The 13,609-nt window shown below is 71.3% G+C and carries 12 protein-coding genes; 6 read left to right on the top strand and 6 right to left on the bottom strand.

What is annotated here, in order from left to right; genetic code table 11:
* Positions 1-2: 2 nt before the first annotated feature.
* The 6 genes from FDO65_RS20390 to FDO65_RS20365 all read right to left on the bottom strand — a co-directional run bounded on the left by FDO65_RS20390 (position 3) and on the right by FDO65_RS20365 (position 5,942).
* Positions 3-704, bottom strand: a complete 702-nt coding sequence (locus tag FDO65_RS20390; protein WP_166442317.1) for a PAS and ANTAR domain-containing protein — start codon at positions 702-704, stop codon at positions 3-5.
* 612 nt (positions 705-1,316) lie between these two features.
* Entirely contained in the window at positions 1,317-2,213 is an 897-nt protein-coding gene (locus FDO65_RS20385; RefSeq protein ID WP_205850214.1) for an RNA polymerase sigma-70 factor, read from the bottom strand.
* Positions 2,210-2,815: a carboxymuconolactone decarboxylase family protein gene (locus FDO65_RS20380; protein WP_137451592.1), complete on the bottom strand. Its 606-nt coding sequence runs from the start codon at positions 2,813-2,815 to the stop codon at positions 2,210-2,212. Before FDO65_RS20380 ends, FDO65_RS20385 begins: the two co-directional genes overlap by 4 nt.
* Before the next feature lie 147 nt (positions 2,816-2,962).
* Positions 2,963-4,918 carry a potassium channel family protein gene (locus tag FDO65_RS20375; protein WP_205850213.1) on the bottom strand — a complete coding sequence of 652 codons (1,956 nt, stop codon included), beginning with the start codon at positions 4,916-4,918 and terminating at the stop codon, positions 2,963-2,965.
* Complete coding sequence (locus tag FDO65_RS20370) at positions 4,915-5,295, bottom strand: DUF6394 family protein (protein WP_137451591.1); 381 nt, start codon at positions 5,293-5,295, stop codon at positions 4,915-4,917. The genes FDO65_RS20375 and FDO65_RS20370 overlap by 4 nt, the downstream gene beginning before the upstream one ends.
* A gap of 116 nt (positions 5,296-5,411) precedes the next feature.
* Complete coding sequence (locus FDO65_RS20365; RefSeq protein ID WP_137451590.1) at positions 5,412-5,942, bottom strand: hypothetical protein; 531 nt, start codon at positions 5,940-5,942, stop codon at positions 5,412-5,414.
* A gap of 305 nt (positions 5,943-6,247) precedes the next feature.
* On the opposite strand from FDO65_RS20365, the gene FDO65_RS20360 reads away from it, so the two are divergent.
* Genes FDO65_RS20360 through FDO65_RS20335 form a run of 6 tightly spaced genes read left to right on the top strand, consistent with a single transcriptional unit; the run spans position 6,248 to position 13,593 of the window.
* Positions 6,248-7,918, top strand: a complete 1,671-nt coding sequence (locus FDO65_RS20360; RefSeq protein ID WP_137451589.1) for a peptide ABC transporter substrate-binding protein — start codon at positions 6,248-6,250, stop codon at positions 7,916-7,918.
* Positions 7,915-8,937: an ABC transporter permease gene (locus FDO65_RS20355; RefSeq protein WP_205850212.1), complete on the top strand. Its 1,023-nt coding sequence runs from the start codon at positions 7,915-7,917 to the stop codon at positions 8,935-8,937. The genes FDO65_RS20360 and FDO65_RS20355 overlap by 4 nt, the downstream gene beginning before the upstream one ends.
* Positions 8,930-9,829: an ABC transporter permease gene (locus FDO65_RS20350; RefSeq protein WP_205850211.1), complete on the top strand. Its 900-nt coding sequence runs from the start codon at positions 8,930-8,932 to the stop codon at positions 9,827-9,829. Before FDO65_RS20355 ends, FDO65_RS20350 begins: the two co-directional genes overlap by 8 nt.
* Positions 9,830-9,863: 34 nt before the next feature.
* Positions 9,864-11,372 carry a serine hydrolase domain-containing protein gene (locus FDO65_RS20345; protein ID WP_137451588.1) on the top strand — a complete coding sequence of 503 codons (1,509 nt, stop codon included), beginning with the start codon at positions 9,864-9,866 and terminating at the stop codon, positions 11,370-11,372.
* Positions 11,369-11,947 carry a GbsR/MarR family transcriptional regulator gene (locus tag FDO65_RS20340; protein WP_137451587.1) on the top strand — a complete coding sequence of 193 codons (579 nt, stop codon included), beginning with the start codon at positions 11,369-11,371 and terminating at the stop codon, positions 11,945-11,947. Before FDO65_RS20345 ends, FDO65_RS20340 begins: the two co-directional genes overlap by 4 nt.
* A complete protein-coding gene (locus FDO65_RS20335) occupies positions 11,944-13,593 on the top strand; it encodes a dipeptide ABC transporter ATP-binding protein (protein WP_137451586.1) in 1,650 nt (549 codons plus the stop codon). Before FDO65_RS20340 ends, FDO65_RS20335 begins: the two co-directional genes overlap by 4 nt.
* Positions 13,594-13,609 lie beyond the last annotated feature (16 nt).

The following is a 13,609-nucleotide window of genomic DNA, read 5'->3' as shown; positions in this document are numbered from 1 at the left end:
GGTCAGCCCGGGGACGGGTCCGTCCGTCCGACGCTCAGCTCCCGCGGAGCGTCGAACTGGGGCACCACCGCGGCGAGGAGCCGGCCGATGCGCTGGTTCGGGGTCTCGTCCGGGGTCTGCGGGACCGACATGCCCTCGGTGAGGAAGGTGGCGATGTCGCGGAGCTTGCGGTTGGCGTGGGAGGAATGCCACCGCAGGACAGCGAAGGCGTCATCGGCGGACAGCCCCTGCACGACCATCAGCGCGCCCTTGGCCTGTTCGATGACGGCCCGGGTGGCGGCCGACTTCTCCACCGCGTCCTGAATCTCCTCCGCGAGCGCCCGTCGGCCGGCGTCGGTGATGTCGACGAAGTACCCGAAGACCCGACGCACCCGACCATCCGCGTCCAGCTCGCCCCGCCCGATGGTCACCACGGTCCGGACCTGCTGCTGCGAGGTGATGATCCGATGACGGCAGCAGAACGGCTGTCCGGTCTCCAGCACCGCGGCCAGCACCTCGTCGGTGTGGGGCCGGTCCTGCGGGTGCTTGTGCGACACGAAGATCTCGGTGGTCGGCACGATCTCGCCGGGTTCGAAACCGTGCATCTGGAACAGACTGGCCGACCACGACCAGGCCCCGGACGGCACGTCGTACTCGAACCATCCCAGCGGTTCCGCGGTGCCACCGGCCATGGCCGCCAACACCGGTTCCAACTGGTTGCCCATCGACGCTCCTGTCATTGCCTGCTGCCAAGGAGCATTGTCCCCCGAAATCCCGGCATGGCGATCCGTGCTCAGGCACGAGTGGGCGACTGCCGTCGCTGCGGCTGCTGCCGGGTCGCTGGTCCTCCAGGACCTCAGCTCAAGGACCGTTCGAGCCGAGCGCCTCACTCGTCGACGCTTTCGACGTGGAAGTAGGCGACGTCCCTGGCTCCCTCGGTGACCACGACAACGGTCCCCGGGACGACTTCCGTCTCAACGGCAGCTGCCACGAGCCATCCTGCCCTGGCCGGGCTGCGCCAGACGGTGCGGTCGTCCGCGTCGATCAAGAACGACGCCGATCCAGTACGCCAGGTCGCCGGCGGTACGTGAGCAATGGACGCGTAGACGGTTCCAGCCGGCGTCGGTGGCGGTCCGGACCGACGTCCGCCCTGCTCGGTGGTCAACCAGATTAGCGTGCCTCGGAACGGGAGCAGGTGCTCATCGACGCGCACCCACCGAGTCTGGCAGGCAGTGCGGCGGCCGGGTACACCTCGACCACCCACGAGGTCGGTCAGAGCTGCCGCATCCGCTCACGGGTGAGCGGCAGCCTTGACCGACCCCGGGACGGGTCCGGATTCAGCGGGTCAGGCGCAGGGGCTGCGCCAGCCGGGACAGCTTGTCCGGGTTGCGGACGAAGAGCACCTGCGTGATGCGTCCGTCCACGACGACGACCTGGGTCACGGAATCGAGTTCGCCGTTCAGATGCACGATCCAGCTCGGGGCTCCGTTGACGTCCGCGGCGTCGACGCGGACGTCGGCCGGGAACTTGGCCAGCACCCCGAGCAGGAAGCGGGCCACGTCGTCGGCGCCACGGACCGGACGGCGGGCGGCGGACTTCTTGCCGCCGCCGTCGGACAGCAACACCACGTCCGGGGCGAGGACGTCCATCAGGCCCTGGATGTCCCCGGACGTCAACGCGGCCAGGAATTTCTCCATCGCCGTGGACACCTCGTCGGCGGCCGCGGGGAACCGGGGTCGCCTCGCCTGCACGTGGGACTTGGCCCGGTGCGCGATCTGCCGGACCGCCGCCGGCGTCCGGTCGACCGCCACGGCGATCTCGTCGGTGTCGAAACCGAACACCTCGCGCAGCAGGAACACCGCGCGTTCCCGGGGCGAGAGGGTCTCCAGCACCACCATCACCGCGAGCGACACCGAGTCGGCCAGCACCACGTCGTCGGCGACATCCGCGGTCGTGCAGAGCGGTTCGGGCAGCCACGGCCCGACGTAGTCCTCCCGTCGTCGGGCCAGGGTGCGCAGCCGGTTCAGCGCGAGCCGGGTGGTGATGCGGACGAGATAGGCCCGGGGATGGGTGATCTCATCCGGCTTGTCGGCCTCATCGGAACGTGGGGCCGCCCAGCGCAGCCAGACTTCCTGCACGACGTCCTCGGCGTCGGCGGCCGAGCCGAGCATCTCGTAGGCCACGGTGAACAGCAGCGCGCGATGCTCGGCGAAGACCGCCGTCGGGTCGGTCACCGGCCGGGCACCCGACAGGCGGCGGTGTAGCCCTGGGCGACCAGGCCGAGGGCGTCGTTGAACCGGGACCGCTGGTTCTCCACGGCCACCATCATCGTCAGTTCCACCAGCGCCGCATCCCCGATCCGACCGCGCAGGGCCGCCACCATCTCATCGGTGGTCGTCGGCGGGGTCGCGGTCATCGCCTCGGCGTACTCGATGACCTGCTGGTCGAGCGTGGTCAGCCGGTCGCTGTCCCGCCAGCGACCGACGTCCCGCAACGTGGCCTCGTCCAGGCCCGCGTTCAGAGCCAGGTGATAGCCGTAGTCGACACACCAGCTGCACCCGACCTGCGCGGCGGCGGCCAGTTCGGCCAGGTGCTTGAGCCGGGCGTCGGCCGCGTGCCAGCGGGCCACCCCTCGTTCGAAGGAACCCATCGTCCACAGCAGCCGGCGGTGGTGGCTCATCGCGAACGCCACGTCCATCGGCTGCCCGCCCATCCGCCGCCCCACCCAGGCCAGGATCCGGCCGAACAGGCCGGGCGGCTGGGCGATCGGCACCCGGGCCAGCGCCTCCCGCGCGGCCTGCTCGATGCCCGGGCCCGGGTCCAGCTGCGTGCTCATGGTGTCCTCCTCGACGGCGGACGACCCCACTGGTCGACCCGCACGCCCCTTCAGACACCGGCCGACCGTCAGGAGTGACAGCCCGCGCAGCAAAACCCGCCCGGGTCGGTAAAGAATGCCGCTCTCGTCGACGGACAGCGGCAGGCTTTACCGACCCGGGGGCGAGGGGGGCGTGCGGGAGAGCCTGCGCCAGATCCACGACGCGGGCACCTGCCGACCGGTGACGACGTACTCGCGGGTCGCCTCGACGGCGAGGGTGCCCTCCAGTTCGCGGCGTTCCACGGCGTGCCCGGCAAACAGCAGCTCGTCGCCGGCCTGCAGGACGACGTCGTCACCGGGCGCCAGGATGACCTCGCCCGACCGTTCGCCGGCCCGGCGGGCACCCCGGGGGGCGCCGGACCGGCCGCGGACCAGGATCAATGGGACCACCGGCAGGCGGGCGTCCCGGTCGTCCGGGTCGCGGAGGAGCTGGCCGAGCCGGGCCGTCCCGGAGTCGAGCCATTCGGTCAGCGCGGGCGCCCCGTCGGGGGTGAGCCGGACGGGCCACAGGGCGGGCAGGTGCCGGCCGCAGTCGGTGGTCAGCCGGTCGATCAAGGCCTCCGACCAGGCGTTGTCGTGGCCGGGCACCTCCTGCAGGAACCGCCACAGCAGCGGGGTGGACAGCTGCGCGTACACCTCGTGGGCCACCGTCTCGGCCGGGACGAGCAACGAATCCAGGTCCATCGCCGCGTACAGCGGGGCGTTGGCCGGCCGGTTCTGGCGACCGGCCAGGAACAGGTGCGGGTTGATCGAACGGGCGGCGGCCAGCATCCATAGGTTGGTGGTGTCGTTGTCGGTCCCGGCGACGAAGCCGACGGCGTTGGGCAGATCGGCCTCGGCGAGGACGTCGGGCTCCGAACCGTCGCCGTGCACGATCTCCGTCGACCCCGGGCCCGGGGCGGGATGCCCCGGATCCTGGCCCCGGTTCTTGCGCGGTTCGATGACGGTGACCTCCAACCCCTCCGCCGTGAGGTCGATCGTCATCTCCCGCCCGAACCGGCCGTAGCCGCAGATGATCCAGCGACCGGAGGTGGGCGGGCTCGACCGCGCCGGCAGCGGGGCCCCCGGGCCGGCCTGCAACCAGGTGATCAGCTGGAACGTCGCCGGGGCCCGCAACGCCACCCGCAGGTGGTCGCCGAACCGGTCGAACGGGTTGATGATCGAGGCCCGCCCGAAGCTCTGGATCCGCCGGCCGACCGCCCGCGACGTCGTCCGGGCGACCACCGGGATGTCCGGTCGCAGCAGCGTCGCGGCCATCGTGACGGCCAGGTTGACCTCGTCGTCGTCGGTCAGCGCGACCACCCCGACGCAGTAGGGCGAGTCCAGACCCGCCCGGGCCAACTGCTGCGGGTCGGCGACGTCACCGGCCAGGCCGGGGATCTCCTGGTGGAACGAGGACAGGTCGAGGGCGTCGATCCGTTCCTGCTCGGCGTCGAGGACGACGAACTGCTGGCCGAGGTCGTCCAGCGATCGGCCGAGCAGCTCACCGGCGCGCCCGAATCCGGCGACCAGCAGGAACGGCTCGCGCAGCCGGGCGACTTCCCGCCCGAACCGTTGCCGGGCCAGCGCGGCCCGGAACGAGCGGTCCTGCAGCAGGGACAGCAGGGTGCCGATGGCGTAGGCCCATCCGACGACGGACAGGTAGATCACGAAGGTGACCCACATCCGCTGCGCGGTGGTGAACGGCACCGGCAGCTCGCCGAAACCGATGGTGGTGGCCGTGTAACTGACCACGTAGAACGCGTCGAACGGCGTCAGTCGCTGCGGCTGCCCGGTGGTCGGGTCGACCCCCGGCATGAAGGCGAGGCCGACCACGCTGACGGTGAAGATGACGATGAGCGTGATGAGCGGCGCCCGCATCCGCCGGAGCACCAGGAAGATCGCGGCCTGCTGTTCGGGTCCCGACGCCAGGGGGCGGGTGACCCGCCCGGGTGGCTGGTCGGCCGCCCACAGCTGCCGCCAGAACACCCGCAGCGGGTTGCTGGTGGGGGCCGTGGAACGGCCCGGCCGGCCGCGTCGGGAGGACGCCGGGGTCCGCTCGCCCCGGCCGGGGGGATCGGTCACCGCCGGTGGTAGCCGACCGTCTCGGTGACCAGCAGCACGACCGACACCAGGTTGGCCAGCAGTGCGCCGCCGGACAGCGACACGATGCTCGCGGTCTCCGCCGCGGTCAGCGCGCCGCCGTCATGGGCGATGACCCAGTAGACGCCGGCGGCGATCAACTGCAGGTCGGCGACCAGGCTGGTGGCCAGGTGGACGGCCCCGAGCTGGGTGCGGTCACCGAACTTCAGCACGGTGGCGATGAGGCTGACCGTGAGCGCGGCGAACAGCTCGTAGACGTTGTGGAGCTCGGGATTGCTGATGTCGCCGATGAAGAAGCCCAGGTTCAACGCCGCGGCGAGCAGCACGAAGAACCCGAAGATGACCTTCTCGAGGTTCATCGATCCCCTGTCCCCGACCGGATGCCCTGACGGCTGTCAGCAGCATCGTCCCCGGCCGGGCGCGATCGGGCACCGCGACGCGCCGCCGGCCACGGCCGGCGGACGCGGTCGGCGGCTCAGCGCTGCAGGATGCGCCCCGGTCGCTGCTGTTCGCCCTGCTGGGCGCCGAGGACGAGCAACACCGCGGTGATGACGGGCGTGACCCACTGGGCGATGCGTAGCTGCTGCAGCACCTTGGTCGCGTCGGGCGGGGTGTCGGAGGCGGGCAGCACGCCGCCGTCGGCCGGGAACGGCGACTGGGCCGCGACCTTCGCCCCGAGCGCGCCGCTGTAGGCGGTGCTCGCCAGGGCCACGCCGGTGAGGGCGGCCTTGACCACGGTGTTGCCGCGGGCCTCGCCCTGGTGGCCCAGGCGTTTGCGGTTGCCGACGATGAGGCCGATCCCGCCGACGAGGTGGGCGCCGATCGAGACGGCGTTCACCGGGGCCCACCGGGCCCACCCGGCGGCGGCGACCGGGGCGCGTTCTGTGCGGTCGCTGACGTGGTTGGCCGCCCCGTTCAGGCCGATGGCGCCCATCAGCGAGCCGCCGAACCAGGAGGCGAGGCCGACGTCGTGCAGGCTGCGGACGAGGAGATTGCTGCTGCTCATGGGAGCTCCCGAGGGGGCGCGGTGCGGTGCCCGGGTTGGACTTCCGTAGTCGCGCCTGTACCGAACAGGACCCAGTGGGGACGGGGCTCAAACCCCGGCTGGACCCTTTCGGGTCGGGCCGGTCACCAGCTGTTCGGGAGGTTTCGGCCCGTCCGTTGCCGATGGGGTGGCCCATCCCCTTTCGATACAGCAACGAAACAACACTTTGACTCTTCAGAAATTTCTGAAAGCTGTGATACTCGTGCCCGCCTCCCCTGCGTCTCGCCAGTGCTTCCCCCAGCCGCGCCCGCTCCGAAAGGCACCCCATGACCCGATCCCTCCGGCCGCAGCACCGGCTCCGGCGCCTGCACCTGCTGACGGCCGGCCTCGCCGTGGCCGCGCTCTCGTTGACCGCCTGTTCCGTCGGCGGTGGCACCGACAGCTCGTCCAGCGCGACCGCCGCCGGCGCCTCCAGCGCCGCGCCCAGCGGGACCGTGCCCGGCAGCTCCTACATCGTGGCGACGACCGAACCCGGTGACCTCACCCCCGGCAAGCAGATCACCGCCTACGACCAGGACATGGCGATGTTCACCTCACTGACCGACGTCGCCACCGACGGCACGGTCACGATGGCCGCCGCGGAGTCGGTCGAGAGCCCCGACGCGACCAACTGGACCATCAAGCTCAAGCCGGGCTGGACGTTCCACAACGGCGAGCCGGTCACCGCGCAGTCGTACGTCGACGCCTGGAACGCCACCGCCTACGGCCCCAACGCGTGGCCGAACTCGGGCCAGCTGGCCGAGATCGTCGGCTACTCCGACCTCAACCCGACGTCGGGCGAGCCGACCACCAAGGAGATGTCGGGTCTGAAGGTCGTCGACGACACCACGTTCACCGTGCAGCTGTCGGCTCCCGACGGGCAGTTCCCGCTGCAGCTGAGCCAGGCCGTCACCGGCTTCTTCCCGATGCCCAAGGCCGCGTTCACCGACCTGGACGCCTACAACAAGCAGCCCATCGGCAACGGGCCCTACATGATCACCGGGCCGCACGCCGAGAACCAGGACATCGTCCTGAAGGCCTACGACAAGTACGCCGGCACCCCGGCCAAGACCGAAACCATCACCTTCAAGATCTACGCCGACACCACCACCGCGTACACCGACGCGCAGGCCGGCAACATCGACATCGTCGGCGTCGGCCCGGCCAAGATCGCCTCCGCCGCCACCGATTTCGGTGACCGGCTGTACGTCAACGACGCCCCCGGCATCGCCTTCCTCGGCCTGCCCACGTGGGACAGCCGGTACTCCGATGTCCGCGTGCGACAGGCGATCTCGATGGCCATCGACCGGGACGCGGTGAACCAGGCCATCTACGCCGGCCGCTACACCCCGGCCACCTCGTTCACCCCGCCGACCGAGCCGGGCACCCCCGAGGGCGTCTGCGGCGAGGCCTGCACCTACAACCCGGACAAGGCCAAGGAACTGCTCGCCGCGGCCGGCGGCTGGACCGGCGACATGGAGATCACCTACCCCGGCGGCTTCGGCCTGGACGACCTGTACAAGGCGTACGCCAACCAGATCCGCAAGAACCTCGGCATCGAGAACGTCACCACCAAGGCGACCACCGACTTCGCCGAGTTCGCCCAGCTGCGCGGCGACGCCAAGCTGAACGGCCCGTACTTCTCCCGCTGGGGCGCCCTGTACCCGAGCCAGCAGAACACCCTCAAGGCGTTCTTCGTGCCCGGCGGCGGCGGTGGGTGCACCAACTGTTCGGCCCTGCAGCCGCAGGAGGTCCAGGACCTCATCGCCAAGGCCGACGGCCAGGTCGATCAGGCCAAGGCCATCGACTACTACCAGCAGGCCCAGAAGGCCCTGGCCGAGCAGCTGCCCATCGTCCCGATGTTCTACGAGAAGTACATGTTCGTGACCAGCGAGAAGGTCACCGCCCTGCCGTCCTCGCAGGGTTCGCCGATCTGGTCGCAGGTCACCGTCGCGTGACGGTCGCACCCCCCGAGCTCCCGCCCGCCGGTGTTCCCACGCCGGCGGGCGGGTCGGCCCCCGCCCGCCGCCGCTCGATCGTGAGCGGGCGGCTGCTGGCCCACATCGCCCGCCGGCTGCTCGAGCTGGTGATCGTGCTGCTCGGCGTGACCTTCCTGATCTACGCGATGGTGTTCGCCCTGCGGGGAGACCCCATCGCCTCGCTCGCCGGCGACCGGCCGTTGCCGGCGAACGTCATCGCCACCCTGCGGGCCCGGTACCACCTGGACGACCCGCTGTGGCAGCAGTACCTGCACTACCTGGGCGGACTGCTGCAGGGCGACCTCGGCACCGACTTCACCGGTCGGCCGGTTAGCGAGAAGATGGCCTCCCGCTGGCCCATCACCATCGTGCTGGCCCTCACCGCCTGGGGCATCCAGCTCGTCATCGGCTGCGTCCTGGGCCTGATCGCGGGCCTGCGGCACGGTCGCACCGTCGACCGCGCCATCCTCTTCGGCACCATCGTGATCTCGTCGATCCCGATCTTCGTGATGGCCATCGCCGCCCAGTTCTTCCTCGGCCTGAAATGGGGCTGGCTCCCGATCGCCGGCACCACCGCCGGCTGGCCGGTCGCGTTCATCCTGCCCGCCGCCTGCCTGGCCGTCTTCGAGCTGGCCGCGGTCTCCCGGCTGATGCGCGGCGGCGTCGTCGACAGCCTGCAGTCCGATTACGTCCGCACCCTGCGGGCCAAGGGCCTGTCGTCCCGGCGGATCGTCGGGATCCACGTCCTGCGCAACGCCGGCATCCCCGTCGTCACCTACGCGGCCATCAACCTGGGCTTCCTGCTCGGCGGCGCGATCATCGTCGAGGGCATCTTCAACATGCCGGGGATCGGCGGGCTGATGTTCACCGCCATCCGCAACCACGAAGGCCCGACCGTCGTCAGCGTCGCCACCACCCTGATCCTGATCTTCCTGCTGCTCGGCGCGCTGGTCGACGTCATCAACTCCCTGCTCGACCCGAGGATCCGGCGTGACTGACCCCCTGCTCACCGCCCCGGCCCTGGTGCCGGAACCGGACGTCGCGGCCCGCCGCGGCCTGTGGCCCAGCCTGCGCGGGCGGGTGATGTTCTGGGTGTACGTCGCCGTGATCACGGTGCTGGCCCTCCTGTCTGTCCTCCCCGGCCCCATCGCCGCACTCTTCGGGGCGGGCGACCCGTACGCGTGCGACATCAGCGACAGCGCCGATCCACCCAGGGCCGGACACCCGTTCGGCACCGACCTGCAGGGCTGCGACATCTGGAGCAACGTCGTCTACGGCACCCGCACGTCCCTGTCGATCGGGCTGCTGACCACGGCGTTCGCGTTGGCCGTCGCCCTGGTCGTCGGGGTGCTCGCCGGCTACCGCGGCGGCTGGGTCGACGCCGTCCTCGGCCGCATCACCACCGTGTTCCTGGGCTTCCCGTTCATCCTCGGCGCGATCATCGTGCTGAACTCGGTCGGCACCCGCAGCGTGCTGGTGGTGTCCGCCGTCCTGGCCCTGTTCTCCTGGCCGGCGATGGCCCGGCTGGTCCGTAGCTCCGTCCGCCAGGTCCGGGACGCCGAGTACGTGCAGTGCGCGCGGGCCATGGGACTGACCACCGGTCGGATCCTGCGCTGCTACGTCCTGCCGAACACCATCGGGCCGGTCCTCGCCGTCGCCACGATCCTGGTCGGCGGCGTCATCGTGGCCGAGTCGACGCTGACGTTCCTCGGGGTCGGACTGCAGGCCCCGTCGATCAGCTGGGGCCTGCAACTGGCCTCCGCGCAGGCCCGGTTCCAGCAGTACCCGTCGATGCTGCTCTTCCCCGGCCTGTTCCTGTCGGTCACCGTCATCGCGATCATCGCCCTCGGCGACATGGTGCGCGACGCCCTCGACCCCCGTTCCCGCTGAACCGCCCCGGCTGACGAAGGACATCCCCCACCCCATGGTCACCACCACCGCCGCTGCCGACCCGGCCGCCGACTCCCCGCCACTGGCCGAAACCATCCGCGGCCTGGGCCCTCTCGTCCTGGACTGGGTCGACCTCCGTCGCCGGATGCTGCGCACCCCCGGGGTTCAGGTGGCCGTCCGGGTCGGTGACGAGCTGCTGATCAGCGGCGCCCTGGGCACCGCGGACGCCGAAGCCAGCCTGCCGCTGACCACCGCCCACCTGTTCCGCATCGCCTCGCATTCCAAGACGTTCGCCGCCACGACGGTCATGCGTCTGGTGGCCCGGGGCGAGTTGCGCCTGGACGACACCGTCGAGCAGCACCTGCCCGAGCTGGCCGGCACGCCGCTGGCCGACCGCACCGTCCGCGAACTCCTCGGCCACCAGGGCGGGGTCATCCGCGACGGCGACGACTGCGACTACTGGCAGCTGATGCGCCCGTTCCCGGACGCGGCCGCGCTGGGCGCCGAACTGCACCAGGACGATGCCGCCAGTTTCGACCGGAACCTGCACTTCAAGTACTCCAACTACGGCTACTCGCTGGTCGGCGCGGTCATCGAGCGCGTCACCGGCCGGCCGTTCGCCGACGCCGTGCGGGCCGAGATCCTCGACGTGCTCGACCTGCCCCGCGTGCACCCCGACCTCGGCGGGGCCGACGGGCCGGACCCGGGGGAACTGGCCGCCGGGCACTCACTGCTGCTCGACGGGGACGACCATCACTTCGTCCTGGACAACCCGGCCACCGGGGCGATGGCCGCGGCCACCGGGTTCGTCGCCTGCGCGGAGGACCTGTCCGCCTACGCCGCCGCCCACGTCATGGGCGACGAGCGGCTGCTCGACGACAGCGACAAACGGCTCATGCAGCGCACCGAGTCGATCGTCACCGTCGAGGGCACCGAACAGGGCCGCTACGGCCTCGGCCTGGAACTGCACACCGTGGGCGAGCGGAAGCTGGTCGGCCACAGCGGCGGCTTCCCCGGGTTCGTCACCCGCACGTTCGTCGACCCGCAGGACGGCCTGGTCGTGAGCGTGCTGACCAACGCCAGCCGGGGCCCGGCCCACGAACTGGCCGTCGGGATCGTCAAGCTCATCGACCTGGCCCGACGTACCCCCATCAATGACCCGAGCGACCCGGCCGACGACCCCGCCGGCCTGCCGCTGTGGACCGCCGCCGGGTTCGGACGGACCGTCGTCGCCCGGCTCGGTCGGCGGCTGATGTTGCTGCATCCCGACCAGGAGGATCCCACCGCCGACGCGATCGAGCTGACGGTCGAGGCTCCCGACCGGCTGCGGATGGCCGAACGACCGGGTTTCGGATCGGCCGGCGAACCGGTCCTCATCGCCCGGTCCGAGGGGGCCGACCCGGCCGCCGGGGCGGTCGACCACGTGCGGGTGGGCGGCATGACGACCTGGCCGGAGGCCGCCTTCCGGGCTCGCCGCCGCGAGCAAATGGGACGATCAGCCCGACCGGGCGCATCGGACCGGCTGACGGAGCCCGGTCCATGACCGGGTCGCAGGAGGGCGCACTCATGGTCGACGAGGAGCACGGCAGCACGCCGCCGGAGCCGCTCACCGAGGAGATGCGGGCGTTCATCGAAGATTTTGCCGAGAACTGGTACGACGGCGGTTACGGCCGCATGGAGGGCCGGGTGATGGCCTACCTGCTCGTCACGTCCGCCCCGCTGGTGTCGTCCGGGGAACTGGCCCAGGCCCTGGGGATCGCCACCGGTGCGGTGTCGATGGCCACCCGCAACATGGTCGCCCTCGGCTTCATCCGCCGACATCGCCTGCCCGGCGACCGTTCCCACTACTTCGCCGCCGACGACGACGTCTGGGGCGGGTTCCTGTCCGGGGAACGCCGCTGGGTGTTCCGCATGGAATCCGTCCTCGACCAGGCCGGAGACCGGTTGCCGCTCAACGCGCCGGCCCGGCACCGGGTGCTCGTGGCCCGCGAGTACATGCGCTGGCTCGGCACCTACAACGCGCAGATGTTGCGGGACTGGCGCCGCCACCTGCACTCCCACGTCCCGCCGCTCGTGGACACCGAGCCGGCACCGGCCGAGACGGAGAGATCGTCGTGACCGCCCCTCTGCTCAGCTTCCGTGACCTGACGATCGCGTTCCGCCGGGGGAAGACCTCGACCACCGTCGTGCACGGGGTCGACATCGACGTCGAACGCGGCGAGATCGTCGCCCTGGTGGGTGAATCCGGTTCCGGCAAGACCGTCACCGCGCTGTCCGCGGTGCGGTTGCTGCCGCCCACCGCCGTCGTCGACGGCCACATCCTGCTCGACGGGGTCGACCTGGTCGGGTTGGACGAGGCGGCCCTGCGCCGCATCCGGGGCAAGCGGATCGCGGTGATCTTCCAGGATCCGTCCGGAGCGCTGGACCCGGTGTTCACCGTCGGCGCGCAACTGGTGGAGACCGTGCGGGCGCATCACCCGGACCTGTCCGGGGCGGCGGCGAAGGAACGCGCCGTGGAACTCCTGGAGCTGGTCGGCATCCCGCAGCCCGCCCTGCGGGTCAAGGACTATCCGCACCAGTTCTCCGGTGGCCAGTGCCAACGGATCATGATCGCCATGGCGCTGGCCGGGGAACCCGACGTGCTCATCGCCGACGAACCCACCACCGCCCTCGACGTCACCGTGCAGCAGGAGATCCTCGACGTGGTCGTGGGTCTGCGTGAACGCCTCGGGATGACGGTGCTGCTCATCACCCACGACATGGGGGTGGTCGCCGACGTGGCCGACCGGGTCGTCGTGCTGCGGCACGGCCGGGTGGTGGAGCAGGCGCCGGCCACCCGGCTGTTCGCCGACCCCCAGGCCGACTACACCCGCATGCTGCTGGCCGCCGTTCCCCGCGTGGATAGTGAGAACACCGAGAGCACCGGGACCCAGGCCGCGGCCGGGACGCCGGTGCTCGAGATCGCCGACCTGGAAGTCACCTACACGACCCGCCGCCGCACGGTCCCCGCCGTCCGCGGCGTCGACCTCGGCATCGCGGCCGGCGAGATCGTCGGCCTGGTCGGTGAATCCGGCTCGGGCAAGAGCACCATCGGGCGGGCCGTCATCGGCCTGGCCCCGGTCACCGCCGGCCGCATCGTCCTCGGCGGCACCGATCTGCTCGGGTTGCGGGGGGCCGCCCTGCGCGCCGCCCGCCGCGGCATCGGCACCGTCTTCCAGAACCCGGCCGCCGCATTGAACCCCCGGTACACGGTCGGCCAGTCCATCGGCGAACCGTTGCTCGTCCACGAGGGCGTGCGGGGTCGGCGACTCGAGGAACGGGTCGGCGACCTGCTCGAGGCGGTGCGGTTGCCGGCGAACTGGGCGGCCCGCTACCCGCACGAGCTGTCCGGTGGACAGCGCCAACGGGTGGCCATCGCCCGGGCCGTCAGCCTGCGGCCCCGGCTGCTGCTGGCCGACGAGCCCACCTCGGCGCTGGACGTGTCCGTGCAGGCCACCGTGCTGGAGCTGCTGGCCGACCTGCAGGACCAGTTCGCCTTCGGGTGCCTGTTCATCACCCACGACCTCGCCGTCGTCGACCAGCTCTGCGACCGCGTCGTCGTGCTGCATCAGGGGCGGATCGTCGAGCAGGGCACCCGCGACGAGATCCTGCGCCACCCGACCGACTCCTACACCCGGACCCTGCTGGCCTCGGCCCCGGTGGCCGACCCGGCCGTGCAGCGCGAACGGCGGGCGGCCCGGCGGCCGGCGGCGATCCCGGCCTGACTTCGTCCCCAGGGGC

The sequence above is a fragment of the Nakamurella flava genome (assembly GCF_005298075.1).
Classification (GTDB): domain Bacteria; phylum Actinomycetota; class Actinomycetes; order Mycobacteriales; family Nakamurellaceae; genus Nakamurella; species Nakamurella flava.
Note: the sequence above shows the minus strand (reverse complement) of the source record. Positions and strands in the feature narration are given on the sequence as shown.